Below are 19889 nucleotides of genomic sequence, written 5' to 3' on the forward strand. Positions count from 1 at the left end.
GAGGGGCGCCGCGACCATGGGGGAGCAGATCACCGACACACGCATGAGGAGACCAGTGATCACCGCGCGGGCCGCCGCAACATTCGAACCGGTGGGGCGCTCGGTCGCCACCGCCCGCGCGTTCGTCCGCGACACCCTCCAGGGCTGGGGCTGCGCCGACATCGTCGATGACGCGGTCGTCCTGACCAGCGAGCTGGTCACCAACGCCGTGGTGCACGCCGGCACCGCCGCGGACGTGCTGTGTCAGCGCAGCGACGAAGGCGTGCGGATCTCCGTCGCCGACCGCTACCCCGAACGTGAGATCCCGCTCCAGAACGCCGGCCAGGTCGTCGTCCACCCGGACCGCGAGGGCGGCCGCGGCTTGCTGCTGTGCGGCGCGCTCGCCACCCGCTGGGGCGTCGAGTACACCGCCGCCCAGAAGCACGTGTGGTTCCAGCTCGACCTCCCCGAGCGCCCCGCCGGCACCCGCTCCGCCGGCCCCGCCCTCCCCGTCGACGCCCTCCCGGTCGCCGACACCCGGGTCCGCGTGGCGGTCATCCAGATCGACCGCGGCGGCTGCATCAGCTTCTGGAACGACGACGCCCAGGACCTCTTCGCCTACGACCCCGAGCAGGTCATCGGCAAGCCCCTCACCGACTTCGCCGCCTGGCCGCACACCCCCGGCACCGGCACCGGCATCGCCGAGGCCCTGCAGCTGTCCCGTTGGGAGGGCTCCTACGGCATAAGGGGCGCCGACGGCCGGGTCGTCCCCGTCTACGCCTCCCACCTCCGCGTCCGCGACGCCGACGGCGAGGCTTCCACGGTCTGCCTCCTGGTGCGCGATCACGAACGCGCCATCCTCCAGAGCCCCCAGCGCACCCCCGCGCCGGACGCCGCCACACAGGCCGCCCAGTCCGAGGGCCGGCCCTCCGACCCGTTCGAGGTCTTCATCGGTTCGCCGGCCCCGGACGATCTGGACGGTCTGCTCCAGCGCACGGTCGAACGCGCCCGCGACATGCTCGACGGGGACGCCGCCTACCTCCTGCTGGCCACCGACGACGAGACCGAGCTGGAGGTGCGCGCCTCGACGGGCCTGCCCTCCGCCCGCCAGCGCTTCGCCCGCGTCCCCGTCGAAGCCGGCTCCGGACGCTACGGCTCCGCCCGGATGCCCGCCGTCCACGAAGACCTCACCGCCGTCCCCGGTGCCGTCCCCCTCCTCAGCGGCACGGGCATGCGCTCGGTCGTCACCGTCCCGCTGAAGGTCGAGGGACGGCTGACCGGCTCCCTCGGCGTCGCCGCGGAGGGCCCCGGCCGCTACACGAACGAGGAGGCACTGCGCCTCCAGTTCGCCGCCGACCGGATCGCCCTGGCCGTCGAACGCGCCCGCCTGACCGAGCTGGAGAAGCTCCGACGGGGCTCGCTGTCCTTCCTCGTCGAGGCGTCCGACCTGCTGGCCGGCACCCTCGACCGCGACCAGACACTGGCCCTGATGGCCCAGATGACCGTCCCCACGCTCGCCACCTGGTGCGCCGTCTACACCGTCGCCGACCAGGCGTCCGCCCCCGAGCTCTCCTACGTCCTGCACGAGGACGAGGACCGCATCGACGGCCTCAAGACCCTCCTGCTGAAGGTCGACCCGCCCGAGCCGGTCCCCACTCCCGGCGCCCGCGTCTGGACCGCGCCCAGCGACGCCGCCCACGACGCCGCCCTGCGCACCTCCATGCGCAGCCTGGGGCTCGGCAACGCCGCCCGCCCCTCCACGGGCCCCGGCGCCTCCCTCGCCACCGCCTCCGCCGTCGGCGGCGAGACGGTCGTGCTCCCCCTCGTCGCCCGCAACCGCGTCATCGGCATGCTCACCCTCGGCAAGCCCGCCGAGGAGCACTTCCGCCAGGAGATCCTCGAACTCGCCGAGGACCTCTCCCGACGCGCCGCCCTCGCGCTCGACAACGCCCGGCTCTACTCCGAGCGCACGGCCATCAGCCAGTCCCTCCAGCGCAGCCTGCTCCCCCCGGAGCTGCCCGACATCGCCGGAGTCGAGGTCGAGGTCATCTACCGCGCGGCCGGCGAGGGCAACGAGGTCGGCGGCGACTTCTACGACCTCTTCCCCATCCGCGACGGCGCGTACGGCTTCGCCATCGGCGACGTCTGCGGTACCGGCCCGGAGGCCGCCGCCGTCACCGGCCTGGCCCGCCATGCGCTGCGCCTCCTCGCCCGCGAGGGCTTCGGCGGCCCCGCCGTCCTGGAGCGGCTCAACGCCGCCATCCTCGACGAGGGCGCCCGCAGCCGCTTCCTGACCCTCCTCTACGGCGAACTGTGGCCGCAGGACGACGGCAGCGCCGTCCTCAAGGTCGTCTGCGCGGGACACCCCCTGCCGCTGCGCCTGCGCCAGGACGGCACCGTCGAGCCCGCCGCCGAACCCCAGCCGCTCCTCGGCGTCATGGACGACCTGGAGCTCTACGAGCAGACCGTCACCCTCGACCCCGGCGACGTCCTCCTCTGCGTCACCGACGGCGTCACCGAGCGCCGCGAGGGCACCCGCATGCTCGGCGACGACGGCCTCACCGACGTCCTGACGACGTGTACGGGCCTGACGGCCGGCGCGGTCGCCGCGCGCGTGCTGCGCGCCGTGGAACGCTTCGCCGCCGAACCGGCCTCCGACGACATGGCCATCCTCGCCATGCGCGTCCCCGAGCCCCAGGCCGGCTGACCACCGCACCGGGGCAGCGGCAGCCACAAAGCCTGTGGCCCGCTCCCCCGGTACGCCGGCACCGCGCACAACTGGCCCGCCCCGCACCCGAATACGACGAAGGCCCCCGCCGAATTGGCGGGGGCCTTCGTCTTCTGAGCCCCAATACGGAATCGAACCGTAGACCTTCTCCTTACCATGGAGACGCTCTGCCGACTGAGCTATTGGGGCGCGGCAACAGAAAGAATATTACCCCAACTCCGCGGCGAGTTCTAACCCAACCCCACCCACGGGCTAAAGCGCCGGCTGCAGCAATCCGCCCAGCGCATTGCACGCGCTGACCATCTTCTGGAGCTCGCGCCGCGACATCCCCGCGTGCACGGGCAGCGCCAGCGTTTCGTCCACCGCCCGCTCGGTCTCCGGCAGGAACACGTCCCGCCGCAGCCCCGGCATCCGGTAGACCGGAGCCAGCACGGGCACCCGGCAGGCAACTCCCTTGGCGCGCAGCGTCCGTGCGAAGGCGTCCCGGTCCGGCCGCCCGTTCCCCGGCACCCGCACCACGTACTGCTCGTACGTGTGCCCCGCGGCCGGCTTCGGCGTCCAGACCCCGTTCAGCCTGCCGTCCAGGTAGGCCGCGTGCGTCCGCCGCAGCTCGGCGCCCTGCGGGTCCGCCCCGGGCTCGTCCTCCACCAGCACCAACAGGCCGTGCCGCTGCCCCACTTCCCGGATCCAGCCGACGTCCGCCTGCCGCCCGAACCGGTGCACCGCCACCACCGCGGCGGTCCGGGCCGACACCACGTCCGCGACCGCGGCCGGGTCCACGCAGTAACTGTCGGCATCGACATCGGCGAACACCGGCACCGCGCCCAACTCCACCACGGCACGGGACACTTCGGCGTTGCCGTACGCCGGCACCACGACCTCGTCACCAGAACGCACACCGGCTGACTTGAGCGTCTCCACTGTCCCCATGCAGCGGATCCTGCTCAGGCGAAGTGAACGTCGAGTTACACCCACCACCCGAAAATCAGAACAAAAAAGCTCCGGTCCCTGAACCATAAAGGTTCAGGGACCGGAGCTGAATGATTGTTCGGCGGCGTCCTACTCTCCCACAGGGTCCCCCCTGCAGTACCATCGGCGCTGAAAGGCTTAGCTTCCGGGTTCGAAATGTAACCGGGCGTTTCCCTAACGCTATGACCACCGAAACACTATGAAGTTAACCAACCGGAGCCTAGCTACAACGGTCGTTACTTCAGAACCTACACAGTGGACGCGAGCAACTGAGGACAAGCCCTCGGCCTATTAGTACCAGTCAACTCCACACCTTACGGCGCTTCCATATCTGGCCTATCAACCCAGTCGTCTACTGGGAGCCTTAACCCCTCAAAGGGGGTGGGAGCCCTCATCTCGAAGCAGGCTTCCCGCTTAGATGCTTTCAGCGGTTATCCTTTCCGAACGTAGCCAACCAGCCATGCCCTTGGCAGGACAACTGGCACACCAGAGGTTCGTCCGTCCCGGTCCTCTCGTACTAGGGACAGCCCTTCTCAAGACTCCTACGCGCACAGCGGATAGGGACCGAACTGTCTCACGACGTTCTAAACCCAGCTCGCGTACCGCTTTAATGGGCGAACAGCCCAACCCTTGGGACCGACTCCAGCCCCAGGATGCGACGAGCCGACATCGAGGTGCCAAACCATCCCGTCGATATGGACTCTTGGGGAAGATCAGCCTGTTATCCCCGGGGTACCTTTTATCCGTTGAGCGACGGCGCTTCCACAAGCCACCGCCGGATCACTAGTCCCTACTTTCGTACCTGCTCGACCCGTCAGTCTCACAGTCAAGCTCCCTTGTGCACTTACACTCAACACCTGATTGCCAACCAGGCTGAGGGAACCTTTGGGCGCCTCCGTTACTCTTTAGGAGGCAACCGCCCCAGTTAAACTACCCACCAGACACTGTCCCTGATCCGGATCACGGACCCAGGTTAGACATCCAGCACGACCAGAGTGGTATTTCAACAATGACTCCACAACCACTGGCGTGGCCGCTTCAAAGTCTCCCACCTATCCTACACAAGCCGAACCGAACACCAATATCAAGCTATAGTAAAGGTCCCGGGGTCTTTCCGTCCTGCTGCGCGAAACGAGCATCTTTACTCGTAATGCAATTTCACCGGGCCTATGGTTGAGACAGTCGAGAAGTCGTTACGCCATTCGTGCAGGTCGGAACTTACCCGACAAGGAATTTCGCTACCTTAGGATGGTTATAGTTACCACCGCCGTTTACTGGCGCTTAAGTTCTCAGCTTCGCCAACCCGAAAGTTGACTAACCGGTCCCCTTAACGTTCCAGCACCGGGCAGGCGTCAGTCCGTATACATCGCCTTACGGCTTCGCACGGACCTGTGTTTTTAGTAAACAGTCGCTTCTCGCTGGTCTCTGCGGCCACCCCCAGCTCAGGAAGTAAATTCCATCACCGGAAATGGCCCCCCTTCTCCCGAAGTTACGGGGGCATTTTGCCGAGTTCCTTAACCATAGTTCACCCGAACGCCTCGGTATTCTCTACCTGACCACCTGAGTCGGTTTAGGGTACGGGCCGCCATGAAACTCGCTAGAGGCTTTTCTCGACAGCATAGGATCATCCACTTCACCACAATCGGCTCGGCATCAGGTCTCAGGCTTCAAGCTGTCCGGATTTGCCTAGACAGCGCCCTACACCCTTACCCCGGGACAACCACCGCCCGGGCTGGACTACCTTCCTGCGTCACCCCATCACTCACCTACTACAAGTCTGGTTCGTCGGCTCCACCACTCCGCTTCACCCGAAGGATCCACGGCGGCTTCACGGACTTAGCATCGCCTGATTCAATGTTTGGCGCTTCAAAGCGGGTACCGGAATATCAACCGGTTGTCCATCGACTACGCCTGTCGGCCTCGCCTTAGGTCCCGACTTACCCTGGGCAGATCAGCTTGACCCAGGAACCCTTAGTCAATCGGCGCAAGAGTTTCCCACTCTTGTATCGCTACTCATGCCTGCATTCTCACTCGTGAACCGTCCACAACTCGCTTCCGCGGCTGCTTCACCCGGCACACGACGCTCCCCTACCCATCACGATCCCCGTTGGGGGTAATATCGCAATGACATGACTTCGGCGGTGTGCTTGAGCCCCGCTACATTGTCGGCGCGGAATCACTTGACCAGTGAGCTATTACGCACTCTTTCAAGGGTGGCTGCTTCTAAGCCAACCTCCTGGTTGTCTCTGCGACTCCACATCCTTTCCCACTTAGCACACGCTTAGGGGCCTTAGTCGATGCTCTGGGCTGTTTCCCTCTCGACCATGGAGCTTATCCCCCACAGTCTCACTGCCGCGCTCTCACTTACCGGCATTCGGAGTTTGGCTAAGGTCAGTAACCCGGTAGGGCCCATCGCCTATCCAGTGCTCTACCTCCGGCAAGAAACACACGACGCTGCACCTAAATGCATTTCGGGGAGAACCAGCTATCACGGAGTTTGATTGGCCTTTCACCCCTAACCACAGGTCATCCCCCAGGTTTTCAACCCTGGTGGGTTCGGTCCTCCACGAAGTCTTACCTCCGCTTCAACCTGCCCATGGCTAGATCACTCCGCTTCGGGTCTTGGGCACGCTACTCAACGCCCTATTCGGACTCGCTTTCGCTACGGCTTCCCCACACGGGTTAACCTCGCAACATACCGCAAACTCGCAGGCTCATTCTTCAAAAGGCACGCAGTCACGACTGCATGTGCAAGCACATACAGCGACGCTCCCACGGCTTGTAGGCACACGGTTTCAGGTACTATTTCACTCCGCTCCCGCGGTACTTTTCACCATTCCCTCACGGTACTATCCGCTATCGGTCACCAGGGAATATTTAGGCTTAACGGGTGGTCCCGCCAGATTCACACGGGATTTCTCGGGCCCCGTGCTACTTGGGTGTCTCTTAAACGAGCCGTCAATGTTTCAGCTACGGGGGTCTTACCCTCTACGCCGGACCTTTCGCATGTCCTTCGCCTACATCAACGGTTTCTGACTCGTCCCACAGCCGGCAGACTGCAGAAAAGAGATCCCACAACCCCAACCACGCAACCCCTGCCGGGTATCACACGTGACTGGTTTGGCCTCATCCAGTTTCGCTCGCCACTACTCCCGGAATCACGGTTGTTTTCTCTTCCTGCGGGTACTGAGATGTTTCACTTCCCCGCGTTCCCTCCACACTGCCTATGTGTTCAGCAGCGGGTGACAGCCCATGACGACTGCCGGGTTTCCCCATTCGGACACCCCCGGATCAAAGCTTGGTTGACAGCTCCCCGGGGCCTATCGTGGCCTCCCACGTCCTTCATCGGTTCCTGGTGCCAAGGCATCCACCGTGCGCCCTTAAAAACTTGGCCACAGATGCTCGCGTCCACTGTGCAGTTCTCAAGCAACGACCAGCCACCCACCACCCCAACCCGAAGGCTGAGTTCACTGGGGCCGGCATCGCGAAGGAGCAGACTCAAGTCCGCACCCTCAGATACCCAACAGCGTGCCCGACCCGACCAGTTGAAGACTCACGTTCCACGCCGAAGCAGTACTAATGATCCCAACCGACCGTGCCGAATAGTCAACGTTCCACCCATGAGCTAACCACCGTCGAACATTTGCCGACGTAGTGGCTCTGGATCTCTTACGAGATCTAGATGCTCCTTAGAAAGGAGGTGATCCAGCCGCACCTTCCGGTACGGCTACCTTGTTACGACTTCGTCCCAATCGCCAGTCCCACCTTCGACGATTCCCTCCCACAAGGGGTTGGGCCACCGGCTTCGGGTGTTACCGACTTTCGTGACGTGACGGGCGGTGTGTACAAGGCCCGGGAACGTATTCACCGCAGCAATGCTGATCTGCGATTACTAGCAACTCCGACTTCATGGGGTCGAGTTGCAGACCCCAATCCGAACTGAGACCGGCTTTTTGAGATTCGCTCCACCTCGCGGTATCGCAGCTCATTGTACCGGCCATTGTAGCACGTGTGCAGCCCAAGACATAAGGGGCATGATGACTTGACGTCGTCCCCACCTTCCTCCGAGTTGACCCCGGCAGTCTCCTGTGAGTCCCCATCACCCCGAAGGGCATGCTGGCAACACAGAACAAGGGTTGCGCTCGTTGCGGGACTTAACCCAACATCTCACGACACGAGCTGACGACAGCCATGCACCACCTGTACACCGACCACAAGGGGGACCCTGTCTCCAGGGTTTTCCGGTGTATGTCAAGCCTTGGTAAGGTTCTTCGCGTTGCGTCGAATTAAGCCACATGCTCCGCTGCTTGTGCGGGCCCCCGTCAATTCCTTTGAGTTTTAGCCTTGCGGCCGTACTCCCCAGGCGGGGAACTTAATGCGTTAGCTGCGGCACGGACGACGTGGAATGTCGCCCACACCTAGTTCCCAACGTTTACGGCGTGGACTACCAGGGTATCTAATCCTGTTCGCTCCCCACGCTTTCGCTCCTCAGCGTCAGTATCGGCCCAGAGATCCGCCTTCGCCACCGGTGTTCCTCCTGATATCTGCGCATTTCACCGCTACACCAGGAATTCCGATCTCCCCTACCGAACTCTAGCCTGCCCGTATCGAATGCAGACCCGGGGTTAAGCCCCGGGCTTTCACATCCGACGTGACAAGCCGCCTACGAGCTCTTTACGCCCAATAATTCCGGACAACGCTTGCGCCCTACGTATTACCGCGGCTGCTGGCACGTAGTTAGCCGGCGCTTCTTCTGCAGGTACCGTCACTCTCGCTTCTTCCCTGCTGAAAGAGGTTTACAACCCGAAGGCCGTCATCCCTCACGCGGCGTCGCTGCATCAGGCTTTCGCCCATTGTGCAATATTCCCCACTGCTGCCTCCCGTAGGAGTCTGGGCCGTGTCTCAGTCCCAGTGTGGCCGGTCGCCCTCTCAGGCCGGCTACCCGTCGTCGCCTTGGTAGGCCATCACCCCACCAACAAGCTGATAGGCCGCGGGCTCATCCTTCACCGCCGGAGCTTTCCACACGGAGGTCATGCGACCCCGTGTCGTATCCGGTATTAGACCCCGTTTCCAGGGCTTGTCCCAGAGTGAAGGGCAGATTGCCCACGTGTTACTCACCCGTTCGCCACTAATCCCCTCCCGAAGGAGGTTCATCGTTCGACTTGCATGTGTTAAGCACGCCGCCAGCGTTCGTCCTGAGCCAGGATCAAACTCTCCGTGAATGTTTACCCGTAATCGGGTCAACACACACGAGAGCGGAACGACCAAACGGAATAGGTCCGGTCGTTCACAGCGTCCTCGCTGTGTGTGCCACCCGCGCCACATGGACGGGATGGACTTTCAAAGGAACCTCATCTGCCGGATGATTCCGGTAGACGGGGTATCAACATATCTGGCGTTGACTTTTGGCACGCTGTTGAGTTCTCAAGGAACGGACGCTTCCTTTGGATTCCCTCTCGGGCTCTCCTCCGGGCGCTTCCCTTCGGTGTTGCGTTTCCGACTCTATCAGATCCTTGCGGTTCCGATTTTCGCCGGTGCGATTCGGCCTTTCGGCTTCTTCGCGGTTCCGACTCTAGCAGATCCGATTTCGTTCCGTTTCCGGCTCGTATTCGGTCCGATTTCCCGTCGGAGGGGGTTTGCCTTTCGGCTGATCCGACTTTATCAGATTGCTCTGGGTCGGAATTCCGTCCGTTCCGGGAGGGGCTCCGCGCACGCAAGCGTGCGGTGCTTCCCGTTCAGGCGGAGCCGTAAACGTACTGGAGCGGGGCGCCCGGATGCAAATCCGGGCGCCCCGCTCGTACTTGAGGACGTTCGTACCGACGCTGTGTCAGACCTCGACGACCACGGGGAGGATCATCGGGCGGCGGCGGTAGTTGTCGGAGACCCACTTGCCGACCGTGCGGCGGACCAGCTGCTGGAGCTGGTGGGGTTCGGCGACGCCGTCCTGGGCGGCCTTGGCCAGCGCTTCATCGATCTTGGGAGACACGCCTGCCAGGGACGCGTCGTCGATGCCGGAGCCGCGGGCGTGCAGGTCCGGGCCACCGACGATCTTTCCGGTGCTGGAGTCGACGACCACGAAGACGGAGATGATGCCCTCGTCGCCGAGGATGCGGCGGTCCTTGAGGGAGGTTTCCGTGACGTCGCCGACCGAGAGGCCGTCGACGTAGACGTAACCGGCCTGGACCTTGCCGACGATCTTGGCGACACCGCCGACCAGGTCGACGGCGACGCCGTCCTCGGCGATGACGATCCGGTCCTTCGGTACGCCGGTCAGGGCGCCCAGCTCGGCGTTGGCGCGCAGATGGCGCCATTCGCCGTGCACCGGCATCAGGTTCTTCGGCTTGCAGATGTTGTAGAAGTACAGCAGCTCGCCGGCCGAGGCGTGGCCCGAGACATGGACCTTGGCGTTGCCCTTGTGGACGACGTTCGCGCCCCAGCGGGTGAGGCCGTTGATCACGCGGTAGACCGCGTTCTCGTTGCCCGGGATGAGGGACGACGCCAGGATCACCGTGTCGCCCTGGACGATGCGGATCTGGTGGTCGCGGTTGGCCATCCGGGAGAGAGCCGCCATCGGCTCGCCCTGGGAGCCGGTGCAGACCAGCACGACCTCGTCGTCGGGGAGGTCGTCGAGCATCTTGACGTCGACGACCAGGCCGGCCGGGACCTTGAGGTAGCCCAGCTCGCGGGCGATGCCCATGTTGCGGACCATCGAGCGGCCGACGAAGGCGACCCGGCGGCCGTACTCGTGTGCCGCGTCGAGGATCTGCTGGATGCGGTGCACATGGCTGGCGAAGCTGGCCACGATGATGCGCTTCTGGGCACCCGCGAAGACCTGGCGGATGACGTTCGAGATGTCGCGCTCGGGCGGCACGAAGCCGGGGACCTCGGCGTTCGTCGAGTCGACGAGGAGGAGGTCGATGCCTTCCTCGCCGAGCTTCGCGAAGGCCGGGAGGTCGGTCAGCCGGCCGTCCATCGGGAGCTGGTCCATCTTGAAGTCGCCGGTGTGCACGACCATGCCCGCGGGGGTGCGGATGGCGACGGCCAGCGCGTCGGGGATGGAGTGGTTGACCGCGACGAATTCGCACTCGAAGGGGCCCAGACGCTCGCGGTCGCCCTCGGCGACCTCCAGCGTGTACGGGCGGATGCGGTGCTCCTGGAGCTTGGCCTCGATCAGGGCGAGGGTCAGCTTCGAGCCGATGAGCGGGATGTCCGGCTTCTCGCGCAGGAGGTAGGGGACAGCGCCGATGTGGTCCTCGTGGCCGTGGGTGAGCACGATGCCGTCCACGTCGTCGAGGCGATCCCTGATGGACGAGAAGTCCGGCAGGATCAAGTCGATTCCGGGCTGCTCCTCCTCCGGGAAGAGCACTCCGCAGTCGACGATCAGCAGCCGGCCGCCGTATTCGAAGACCGTCATGTTGCGGCCGATTTCACCCAGGCCGCCGAGGGGGGTGACGCGCAGGCCGCCCTTGGGAAGCTTCGGCGGGGCGCCGAGCTCAGGATGCGGATGACTCAAAAGACTCTCCTCACCACACACGCCACGCTGCCGTCGAGGCACGTGGCGCGCATGACATTCGTGCACTTGCTATAAGGCGGTTGTTGGTCGGTATTCAGTTGTGAAGTCTGTGATCAGAGCTGTACCCCGCCGGCGGCGAGATCGCGCTTGAGCTGTTCGGTCTCCTCGGGGGAGAGCTCGACGAGCGGCAGGCGCAGCGGTCCCGCGGGCAGGCCCTGGAGACCGAGGGCGGCCTTGGTGGTGATGACGCCCTGGGTGCGGAACATGCCGGTGAAGACGGGCAGCAGCTTCTGGTGGATCTCGGTGGCCTTGGTGACGTCACCGTTGAGGTGCGCGTCCAGGAGGGCGCGCAGCTCGGGGGTGACGACATGGCCGACCACGGAGACGAAGCCGATGGCACCGACCGAGAGCAGCGGGAGGTTCAGCATGTCGTCGCCGCTGTACCAGGCGAGGCCGGAGCGGGCGATGGCCCAGCTGGCGCGGCCGAGGTCGCCCTTGGCGTCCTTGTTGGCGACGATCCGCGGGTGCTCGGCGAGCCGGACGATCGTCTCGGTGTTGATCGGGACGCCGCTGCGGCCGGGGATGTCGTAGAGCATCACGGGCAGGTCGGTGGCGTCCGCGATGGCCGTGAAGTGCCGCAGCAGACCCTCCTGCGGGGGCTTGCTGTAGTACGGCGTCACCGCGAGCAGTCCGTGGGCGCCGGCGTCCTGGGCGGCGCGGGCGAGCTCAAGGCTGTGGTGGGTGTCGTTGGTACCGGCTCCGGCGACGACAAAGGCGCGGTCTCCCACCGCGTCGACCACGGCGCGGACCAGCTGGGCTTTCTCCGCATCGCTGGTGGTCGGGGACTCTCCGGTGGTGCCGTTGACGACGAGGCCGTCGTTACCGGCGTCCACCAGATGGGCGGCGAGCCGCTGCGCGCCGTCGAGGTCGAGAGCGCCATCCGCCGTGAACGGCGTGACCATGGCGGTCAGCACCCGCCCGAAGGGGGTCTGCGGTGTGGAAGTCGGAGCCATGGGTCCCACGCTACTCGTAGCTCACCGCGGGATGCGCCTCTGGGGAGCAGGGATGTGGACTCCGGCACTGCCTGCTCGGGGGTTCAAGCAGTGCCGGGTCCGTCTGTTCAGCGTAGATGAACTTCTCAAAATGCCGCAATCCGGACACTTCGCACTTCTGTCCCGGCGCCCCGGCTCCCGGCCCGCGGCCTGGGCATTACGGCGCGATCCGGCCGTTCGCATTGAATGCGCCGTACGTGAGCGGCATGAGCTCGGCCCAGTGGGCCTCCATCTGCTCGCCGACCATTTCGATCTCCCGCTGCGGGAAGGAGGGGACCTTCGCCTGCTCGTGCTGGGTGCGCAGACCGAGGAAGTGCATCAGCGAGCGGGCGTTGCAGGTCGCGTACATGGAGGAGAACAGGCCGACCGGGAGCACCGCACGGGCGACCTCGCGGGCCACGCCGGCGGCCAGCATCTCCAGGTACGCCGCGTACGCCTCGCGGTAGGTGTCCTCCATGACCCGGCCGGTGAGCTCGTGCTGCGCCGCGGTGCCCTCGACGAATTCGTACTTGCCGGGGCGGCCCTGCTGGACGAGCTTGCGGGACTCCCCGGGGACGTAGAAGACCGGCTCCAGCTGGCGGTAGCGGCCGGACTCCTCGTTGTACGACCAGCCGACGCGGTGCCGCATGAACTCGCGGAAGACGAAGATCGGCGCACTGATGAAGAAGGTCATCGAGTTGTGCTCGAACGGGCTGCCGTGCCGGTCCCGCATGAGGTAGTTGATCAGACCCTTGGAGCGCTCCGGGTCCTTCTGGAGCTCCTCCAGGGACTGCTCGCCGGCCGTGGAGACCCGGGCCGCCCACAGGACGTCGCTGTCCGCGGCGCTGTGCTTGACCAGCTCGACCGTCACCTCGCTCCGGAAGCTGACGGCTGCACTGTCAGGGCTCTCAGTGCTCTCGGCGGGGGTGTGGGACACCGGCGGTTCCTTCCGTTCGATCCTCGTGCGCGACCAGCCTACGGCCCGCCACTGACAGCCGAGGAAATGCGGCGTGATGCCGCGTTAGCCACAAAACGGACGCTCTATAGCAGCGCGCGGAGCGGCAGTTGATATTTTTCACAGAAGTCTTGGAAAACGGGCACCAATCGGGCCCCCGGGACGTCTAACCCTGTGACAGTGCCCACTACGAGGTTCCTAGGAGAGCCCGCTCATGTTCCGCCGGCGAGAGCCCGTCCCGTTCGCCTTCGTTGCCGAGGCAGACCGGTTCCGCAGCAATGTCACTCCCCCGCCGCGCCAGCGCGCATCCCGCGCGCAGATGCTCAGCCAGTCACTGGTCACTCTGACAGTAGTGGGTGGCCTGGCCGGCGCGCTGCTGTTCGGTGTACCCGCACTGCAGCAGGACAGTTCCACCTCGGACCGGGTGCACCAGTCCGAAGCCGCTCACCGCTGAGCAGGCCGGGGCACACGACGGCGGGGCGGGACCACCGAGTGGTTCCGCCCCGCCGCTCCCGCTAACCTCACCGATCACAGCTTCCGTCGGCACCTCTGTGCGTGCCGGCCCAGCCATGAGTGAGGATCAGCCGTGCCCCTGCCCTTTCTGACGGCCGACCGCGACCTCGACGACCGTGCCGCGGAAACCCCCGCGTTGCCCCATGACGAGCCCGACCACTGGCGCCGTCCCTACCGCCCCGGACCGTGGCGCGTAGGGGCGGCGGCGGTGCTTTTGCTGCTCGCCTCGTTCGTACTGCTCTCCGCGATGATCATCGCGATGGCCGGGTCGCTGCCCGGCGCCGGGGCCTGTGCGCTGATCGGCGTCCTGCTGACCGCGCTGGCCGTGCGGCTGGTACGGGTCGGGGTCTGGGTCAGTGCACAGGGTCTGCGACAGGTGAACCTGCTGCGCACCACGACCACGCCGTGGAACGCCCTCGCCTCGGTGCGCACGCTCCAGCAGCCGGTGCGCTGGCTGGGACTGCCGCGGACCGTGCAGGGCCAGGCACTGATCGTCGAGCGCGCCCAGGGCGCACCGCTGCGGCCCCTGATCACCGACCACAGCGGCGACTTCCTGGCCCGCCCGGAGTCCTTCGAGCAGGCCACGGACGTGCTGGAGGCATGGGCCTCAGAGCACGGCGTCCCCCAGGGCCGGCCCGGCGGATCAGGGTCGGACCGGCTCCCGTAGCTCGCTCAGGACGCGCCGCCGTTGTGCAGTGCGATGGCGCGCTGCATCGCCTTGCGGGCGCGCGGGGTGTCCCGGGCGTCGTGGTAGGCGACCGCGAGCCGGAACCACGTACGCCAGTCGCCCGGCGCGTCCTCCGTCTCGGCCTGCCTCCGGGCGAAGACCGCGTCGGCGGCGTCCCGGTCGATCCGGCCGCCCGGAGTCCGCTTCAGCTCGTCCACGGGCAGCCCGCCCTCGGCCTCCAGCGCGTGCGCCAGCCGGTGGGCGTCCCGCGCGAAGCGGGTGTTGTGCCAGAGGAACCAGGCGCCGATGCACGGCAGCACGAAGGCCACCGCGCCCATGCCCATCGCCGCCGGCTCGCCGGTCAGGATGAGCAGTACGCCCTCCAGGGCCACCACGCCGAAGACGAGCACCAGCACGGTGGCGAGGAAGAAGTACGTGATCTTTCCGCCCATGGGGTGCCGGCCTCAGCCCAGGTCGAGGAAGTTTTCCAGGCCCATGGTCAGGCCCGGAGCGGACACCACGCGCCGCACACCGAGCAGGATGCCCGGCATGAAGCTGCTGTGGTGCAGGGAGTCGTGGCGGATGGTGAGCGTCTCGCCCTCGCCGCCGAAGAGCACCTCCTGGTGGGCCAGCAGCCCGCGCAGGCGTACCGAGTGCACGGGGATGCCGTCCACGTCCGCGCCACGGGCGCCGTCCAGCGCGGTGGTGGTGGCGTCCGGCTGCGGGGCGCAGCCGGCCTCCGCGCGTGCCGCGGCGATCAGCTGGGCGGTGCGGGCCGCGGTGCCGGAGGGGGCATCGGCCTTGTTCGGGTGGTGCAGCTCGACGACCTCGGCCGACTCGAAGAACCGCGCCGCCTGCTGCGCGAAGTGCATGGTCAGCACCGCGCCGATCGAGAAGTTCGGCGCGATCAGCACGCCGACCTGCGGCGAGGCGGCGAGCGAGGTGCGCAGCTGCGCGAGGCGCTCATCGGTCCAGCCGGTGGTCCCGACCACCGCGTGGATGCCGTGCCGCACGCAGAAGTCGAGGTTGCCCATCACCGCGCCGGGGTTGGTCAGCTCGACCACGACCTCGGCGCCGGCGTCGACCAGGGTCTCCAGCTTGTCCCCCCGGCCGAGCCCGGCGACCAGCTCCAGGTCCTCGGCCGCCTCGACGGCCCGTACAGCCTCGGAGCCGATCCGACCCTGTGCTCCGAGTACGGCCACGCGCAGCTTGCTCATCGTTTCCAGTCTTCCTCTCGGTGGTACGGCATGGGCCCGCGCCCTGCTGTCCTACGCGACGACGTCGTCCAGCCGGGCCGCCTGCCGGTCCTTCAGCGGTCCGATGACGGAGAGCGAGGGACGCTGGCCCAGTACGTCGCGGGCCACCTCGCGCACCTCGTCGGGGGTGACCGCCGCGATCCAGCTGAGCATCTCGTCGACCGACATCTGCTCGCCCCAGCACAGCTCGCTCTTGCCCAGGCGGTGCATCAGCGCGCCGGTGTCCTCCAGGCCGAGGACGGTGGAGCCGCGCAGCTGACCGATGGCGCGGTGGATCTCGTCGTCGCTCAGGCCGTGCGTCGCCACCTGGTCGAGCTCGTCGCGGCAGATCTTGAGCACGTCGTGCACCTGGTTCGGGCGGCAGCCCGCGTAGACGCCGAAGAGCCCGCAGTCGGCGAAACCGGAGGTGTACGAGTACACGCTGTAGGCCAGTCCGCGCTTCTCCCGGACCTCCTGGAACAGCCGGGAGCTCATCCCGCCGCCGAGCGCGGTGTTCAGCACGCCCATCGCCCAGCGCCGGTCGTCGGTCCGCGCCATACCGGGCATCCCGAGGATCACATGGGCCTGCTCGGTCTTGCGGTTGAGCAGCCCCACGCGGCCCGCGGTGCGCAGGGCGCGGCTGCCCGAGCGCGGGGCGACCGGGGTGGCGTCCGTACGGTCGAGGGCGCCGGCCTGCTCGAAGGCGCGCCGGACCTGGCGGACGACCTTGGCGTGGTCGACGTTGCCGGCGGCCGTGACCACCAGGTGGGTGGGGTCGTAGTGCTTCTTGTAGAAGCGGCGGACCCGCTCGGCGGTGAGGGCGTTGACGGTGTCGACGGTGCCCAGGACCGGGCGGCCGAGGGGGGTGTCGCCGAGCATGGTGTGCGCGAACAGGTCGTGCACGCAGTCGCCCGGGTCGTCCTCGGTCATCGCGATCTCTTCGAGGATGACGCCGCGCTCGGCGTCCACGTCCTCGGCCTCGATCAGCGAGCCGGTGAGCATGTCGCACACCACGTCGATGGCGAGCGGCAGGTCGGTGTCGAGCACCCGCGCGTAGTAGCAGGTGTACTCCTTCGCGGTGAACGCGTTCATCTCACCGCCGACCGCGTCGACGGCCGCGGAGATGTCCAGCGCGCTGCGCCGCTCGGTGCCCTTGAAGAGCAGGTGCTCCAGGTAGTGGGTGGCGCCGTTGAGGGAGGGCGTCTCGTCGCGGGAGCCGACGTGCGCCCAGATCCCGAAGGTGACGGAGCGGACCGTCGGCAGCGTCTCGGTGACGATCCGCAGACCGCCGGGGAGCGTGGTCCGGCGGACCGTGCCGGCGCCCGCGGCGCCCTTGAGAAGCGTTTGGGTACGGGCGACGGCCCGCCCCTCCGAAGAGGTGCGGGCCGTCGTCCTGTGCGTACGGGACGTCACTTGTCGGCGTCGTCCTTCTTGTCGGCCTCGGCCGCGTCCTCTTCCTCGATCACGGGGATCAGGGAGAGCTTGCCGCGCTGGTCGATCTCGGCGATCTCGACCTGGACCTTGCTGCCCACGCCGAGCACGTCCTCGACGTTCTCCACGCGCTTGCCGCCGGCGAGCTTGCGGATCTGCGAGATGTGCAGCAGGCCGTCCTTGCCCGGGAGCAGCGAGACGAACGCACCGAAGGTGGTGGTCTTGACGACCGTGCCCAGGTAGCGCTCGCCGACCTCCGGCATGGTCGGGTTGGCGATGCCGTTGATCGTGGCGCGGGCGGCCTCGGCGGCCGGGCCGTCGGCGGCACCGATGTAGATGGTGCCGTCGTCCTCGATCGTGATGTCGGCGCCGGTGTCCTCCTGGATCTGGTTGATCATCTTGCCCTTGGGGCCGATGACCTCACCGATCTTGTCCACCGGGATCTTGACGGTGATGATCCGCGGCGCGTTCGGGGACATCTCGTCCGGAACGTCGATCGCCTCGTTCATCACGTCGAGGATGTGCAGACGCGCGTCGCGGGCCTGCTTGAGGGCCGCGGCCAGGACGGAGGCCGGGATGCCGTCCAGCTTGGTGTCCAGCTGGAGGGCGGTCACGAAGGTCTTCGTGCCGGCGACCTTGAAGTCCATGTCACCGAAGGCGTCCTCCGCGCCGAGGATGTCGGTGAGGGCGACGTAGTGGGTCTCGCCGTCGATCTCCTGGGAGATCAGGCCCATGGCGATACCGGCGACCGGGGCCTTGAGGGGCACACCGGCGTTCAGCAGCGACATGGTCGAGGCGCAGACCGAGCCCATGGACGTCGAGCCGTTGGAGCCCAGCGCCTCGGAGACCTGACGGATCGCGTACGGGAACTCCTCGCGCGTCGGCAGCACCGGCACGATGGCGCGCTCGGCGAGCGCACCGTGGCCGATCTCGCGGCGCTTGGGCGAGCCCACGCGGCCGGTCTCACCGACGGAGTACGGCGGGAAGTTGTAGTTGTGCATGTAGCGCTTGCGGGTCACCGGGGAGAGGGTGTCCAGCTGCTGCTCCATGCGGAGCATGTTGAGGGTGGTGACGCCCAGGATCTGGGTCTCGCCACGCTCGAACAGGGCGGAGCCGTGCACCCGCGGGATCGCCTCGACCTCGGCGGCGAGCGTACGGATGTCCGTGACGCCGCGGCCGTCGATGCGCTTCTTCTCCTTGATGACGCGCTCGCGGACCAGCTTCTTGGTCAGCGTGCGGTACGCGGCGGAGATCTCCTTCTCGCGGCCCTCGAAGTCCGGCAGCAGCTTCTCGGCGGCCAGGCCCTTGACGCGGTCCAGCTCGGCCTCGCGCTCCTGCTTGCCGGCGATGGTCAGCGCCTGGGAGAGCTCGTCCTTGACGGCCTTGGTCAGGGCCTCCAGGACGTCGTCCTCGTGGTCGAGGAAGGTCGGGAACTCACCGACCGGCTTGGCGGCCTTGGCGGCGAGGTCGGCCTGAGCCTTGCACAGGACCTTGATGAACGGCTTCGCGGCCTCGAGACCGGCGGCGACGACCTCCTCGGTCGGGGCCTCCGCGCCGTCCTTGACGAGCTGGATGGTCTTCTCGGTGGCCTCGGCCTCGACCATCATGATCGCGACGTCGCCGTCGGGGAGCACGCGGCCGGCCACGACCATGTCGAAGACCGCGTCCTCGAGCTCGGTGTGCGTCGGGAACCCGACCCACTGGCCCTTGATCAGGGCGACGCGGGTACCGCCGATGGGGCCCGAGAAGGGCAGGCCGGCGAGCTGCGTGGAGCAGGAGGCGGCGTTGATGGCGACCACGTCGTAGAGGTGGTCGGGGTTGAGCGCCATGACCGTCTCGACGATCTGGATCTCGTTGCGCAGGCCCTTCTTGAAGGACGGGCGCAGCGGGCGGTCGATGAGACGGCAGGTGAGGATGGCGTCCTCGGAGGGACGGCCCTCACGGCGGAAGAAGGAGCCGGGGATCTTTCCGGCTGCGTACATCCGCTCCTCGACGTCGACGGTCAGCGGGAAGAAGTCCAGCTGGTCCTTCGGGTTCTTGGAGGCGGTGGTGGCCGACAGCACCATGGTGTCGTCGTCCAGGTACGCGACGGCGGAGCCGGCGGCCTGCTTGGCCAGGCGGCCCGTCTCGAAGCGGATGGTGCGGGTGCCGAAGGAACCGTTGTCGATCACGGCTTCGGCGTAGTGGGTCTCGTTCTCCACCAGGAATATCTCCTCGTCTGCGTCTGCTGCCCGTGTGGCAGCAGACCTTCTCGGTGGAGCGCCGGTGCGGGCCGGTCTTCGATCGAAGCACCCGGAGTGATGCGACATGCCGTGCATGGATCGTCCGGGGGCCACTACCGAGGACCGGCGGCCAGGAGGCGCTCCTACCGCGTTCAGTTTTGCGATATGGCACCAGACTACAAAGGTTCCGTCCACCGTGAGGTGGCACGGGCGTCCGGTGCGTACGGCAAAGGGAGCGGCCCCCGGTGGGAACCGCTCCCTTTACGGCGTCTTACTTGGCGCCCGCCGCGCCGCGGCGGATGCCCAGGCGCTCGACCAGCGCGCGGAAGCGCGTGATGTCCTTCTTCGCCAGGTACTGCAGCAGGCGGCGGCGCTGGCCGACCAGCAGCAGCAGACCACGGCGGGAGTGGTGGTCGTGCTTGTGGGTCTTGAGGTGCTCGGTCAGGTCCGAGATGCGGCGGGAGAGCATCGCGACCTGGACCTCGGGGGAGCCGGTGTCACCCTCCTTGGTGGCGAACTCGGCCATGATCTGCTTCTTCGTAGCGGCGTCGAGCGACACGCGGTACTCCTCAGGGTTCCGGCCGGTGAGCGTCCCTGGTTGACATCACAGGGAATCTTGGATGACTCGTCCGGGCCGTCACACAGC

The 19889-nt window shown here is 66.6% G+C and carries 12 protein-coding genes, 1 tRNA gene and 3 rRNA genes; 3 read left to right on the forward strand and 13 right to left on the reverse strand.

Annotated features, from left to right (window positions below):
• The first annotated feature begins 16 nt into the window (after positions 1-16).
• Positions 17-2686 (forward strand): SpoIIE family protein phosphatase, encoded by a 2670-nt coding sequence (locus SL103_RS27360; protein ID WP_069571591.1) that lies wholly within the window; start codon positions 17-19, stop codon positions 2684-2686.
• A gap of 137 nt (positions 2687-2823) precedes the next feature.
• On the opposite strand, the gene SL103_RS27365 is transcribed toward SL103_RS27360, so the two are convergent.
• The 8 genes from SL103_RS27365 to thyX form a co-directional block, all read right to left on the reverse strand.
• Positions 2824-2896, reverse strand: a tRNA-Thr gene (locus SL103_RS27365).
• Between the two features lie 63 nt (positions 2897-2959).
• A complete protein-coding gene (locus tag SL103_RS27370; protein WP_069571592.1) occupies positions 2960-3637 on the reverse strand; it encodes a DegT/DnrJ/EryC1/StrS family aminotransferase in 678 nt (225 codons plus the stop codon).
• Between the two features lie 116 nt (positions 3638-3753).
• Positions 3754-3870, reverse strand: a 5S ribosomal RNA gene (gene rrf, locus SL103_RS27375).
• A 77-nt stretch (positions 3871-3947) separates the two neighbouring features.
• Positions 3948-7070, reverse strand: a 23S ribosomal RNA gene (locus SL103_RS27380).
• 299 nt (positions 7071-7369) lie between these two features.
• Positions 7370-8898 (reverse strand): 16S ribosomal RNA (locus SL103_RS27385).
• The 16S, 23S and 5S rRNA genes sit together here, the layout of an rRNA operon.
• 605 nt (positions 8899-9503) lie before the next feature.
• Entirely contained in the window at positions 9504-11189 is a 1686-nt protein-coding gene (locus SL103_RS27390; protein ID WP_069571593.1) for a ribonuclease J, read from the reverse strand.
• Between the two features lie 113 nt (positions 11190-11302).
• Positions 11303-12202 carry a 4-hydroxy-tetrahydrodipicolinate synthase gene (gene dapA, locus SL103_RS27395; RefSeq protein WP_033269511.1) on the reverse strand — a complete coding sequence of 300 codons (900 nt, stop codon included), beginning with the start codon at positions 12200-12202 and terminating at the stop codon, positions 11303-11305.
• Between the two features lie 196 nt (positions 12203-12398).
• The gene (gene thyX, locus SL103_RS27400) at positions 12399-13157 is read right to left on the reverse strand and encodes an FAD-dependent thymidylate synthase (protein ID WP_069571594.1); all 759 of its coding nucleotides are present in this window, start codon (positions 13155-13157) and stop codon (positions 12399-12401) included.
• 232 nt (positions 13158-13389) lie between these two features.
• Here thyX and SL103_RS27405 point away from each other — a divergent pair, with 232 nt between their 5' ends.
• On the forward strand, positions 13390-13629 hold the full coding sequence (locus tag SL103_RS27405; RefSeq protein WP_069571595.1) for a hypothetical protein: 240 nt from the start codon (positions 13390-13392) through the stop codon (positions 13627-13629).
• 132 nt (positions 13630-13761) lie between these two features.
• Complete coding sequence (locus tag SL103_RS27410) at positions 13762-14355, forward strand: PH domain-containing protein (RefSeq protein WP_069571596.1); 594 nt, start codon at positions 13762-13764, stop codon at positions 14353-14355.
• 5 nt (positions 14356-14360) lie between these two features.
• Here SL103_RS27410 and SL103_RS27415 read toward each other — a convergent pair whose 3' ends face one another.
• From SL103_RS27415 to rpsO, 5 genes are all read right to left on the reverse strand, one after another.
• Positions 14361-14807, reverse strand: coding sequence for a hypothetical protein (locus SL103_RS27415; RefSeq protein ID WP_069571597.1), 447 nt, complete (start codon positions 14805-14807; stop codon positions 14361-14363).
• 12 nt (positions 14808-14819) lie between these two features.
• Positions 14820-15572, reverse strand: coding sequence for a 4-hydroxy-tetrahydrodipicolinate reductase (gene dapB, locus SL103_RS27420; protein ID WP_069571598.1), 753 nt, complete (start codon positions 15570-15572; stop codon positions 14820-14822).
• 51 nt (positions 15573-15623) lie between these two features.
• On the reverse strand, positions 15624-17003 hold the full coding sequence (locus SL103_RS27425; RefSeq protein WP_069571599.1) for a M16 family metallopeptidase: 1380 nt from the start codon (positions 17001-17003) through the stop codon (positions 15624-15626).
• The gene (locus SL103_RS27430) at positions 17000-19222 is read right to left on the reverse strand and encodes a polyribonucleotide nucleotidyltransferase (protein WP_069571600.1); all 2223 of its coding nucleotides are present in this window, start codon (positions 19220-19222) and stop codon (positions 17000-17002) included. The genes SL103_RS27425 and SL103_RS27430 overlap by 4 nt, the downstream gene beginning before the upstream one ends.
• A 292-nt stretch (positions 19223-19514) precedes the next feature.
• The gene (gene rpsO / locus SL103_RS27435) at positions 19515-19802 is read right to left on the reverse strand and encodes a 30S ribosomal protein S15 (RefSeq protein WP_006602744.1); all 288 of its coding nucleotides are present in this window, start codon (positions 19800-19802) and stop codon (positions 19515-19517) included.
• Positions 19803-19889 lie beyond the last annotated feature (87 nt).

The sequence above is a fragment of the Streptomyces lydicus genome (genome assembly GCF_001729485.1).
GTDB classification, from domain to species: Bacteria; Actinomycetota; Actinomycetes; order Streptomycetales; family Streptomycetaceae; genus Streptomyces; species Streptomyces lydicus_D.

Excerpts from the sequence above, each read along its gene's own strand:
- SL103_RS27415 (WP_069571597.1), bottom strand. The coding sequence starts at position 14,807 with ATGGGCGGAAAGATCACGTACTTCTTCCTCGCCACCGTGCTGGTGCTC.
- dapA (WP_033269511.1), bottom strand. The coding sequence starts at position 12,202 with ATGGCTCCGACTTCCACACCGCAGACCCCCTTCGGGCGGGTGCTGACC.
- SL103_RS27405 (WP_069571595.1), top strand. The coding sequence starts at position 13,390 with ATGTTCCGCCGGCGAGAGCCCGTCCCGTTCGCCTTCGTTGCCGAGGCA.
- dapB (WP_069571598.1), bottom strand. The coding sequence starts at position 15,572 with ATGAGCAAGCTGCGCGTGGCCGTACTCGGAGCACAGGGTCGGATCGGC.
- SL103_RS27360 (WP_069571591.1), top strand. The coding sequence starts at position 17 with ATGGGGGAGCAGATCACCGACACACGCATGAGGAGACCAGTGATCACC.
- SL103_RS27370 (WP_069571592.1), bottom strand. The coding sequence starts at position 3,637 with ATGGGGACAGTGGAGACGCTCAAGTCAGCCGGTGTGCGTTCTGGTGAC.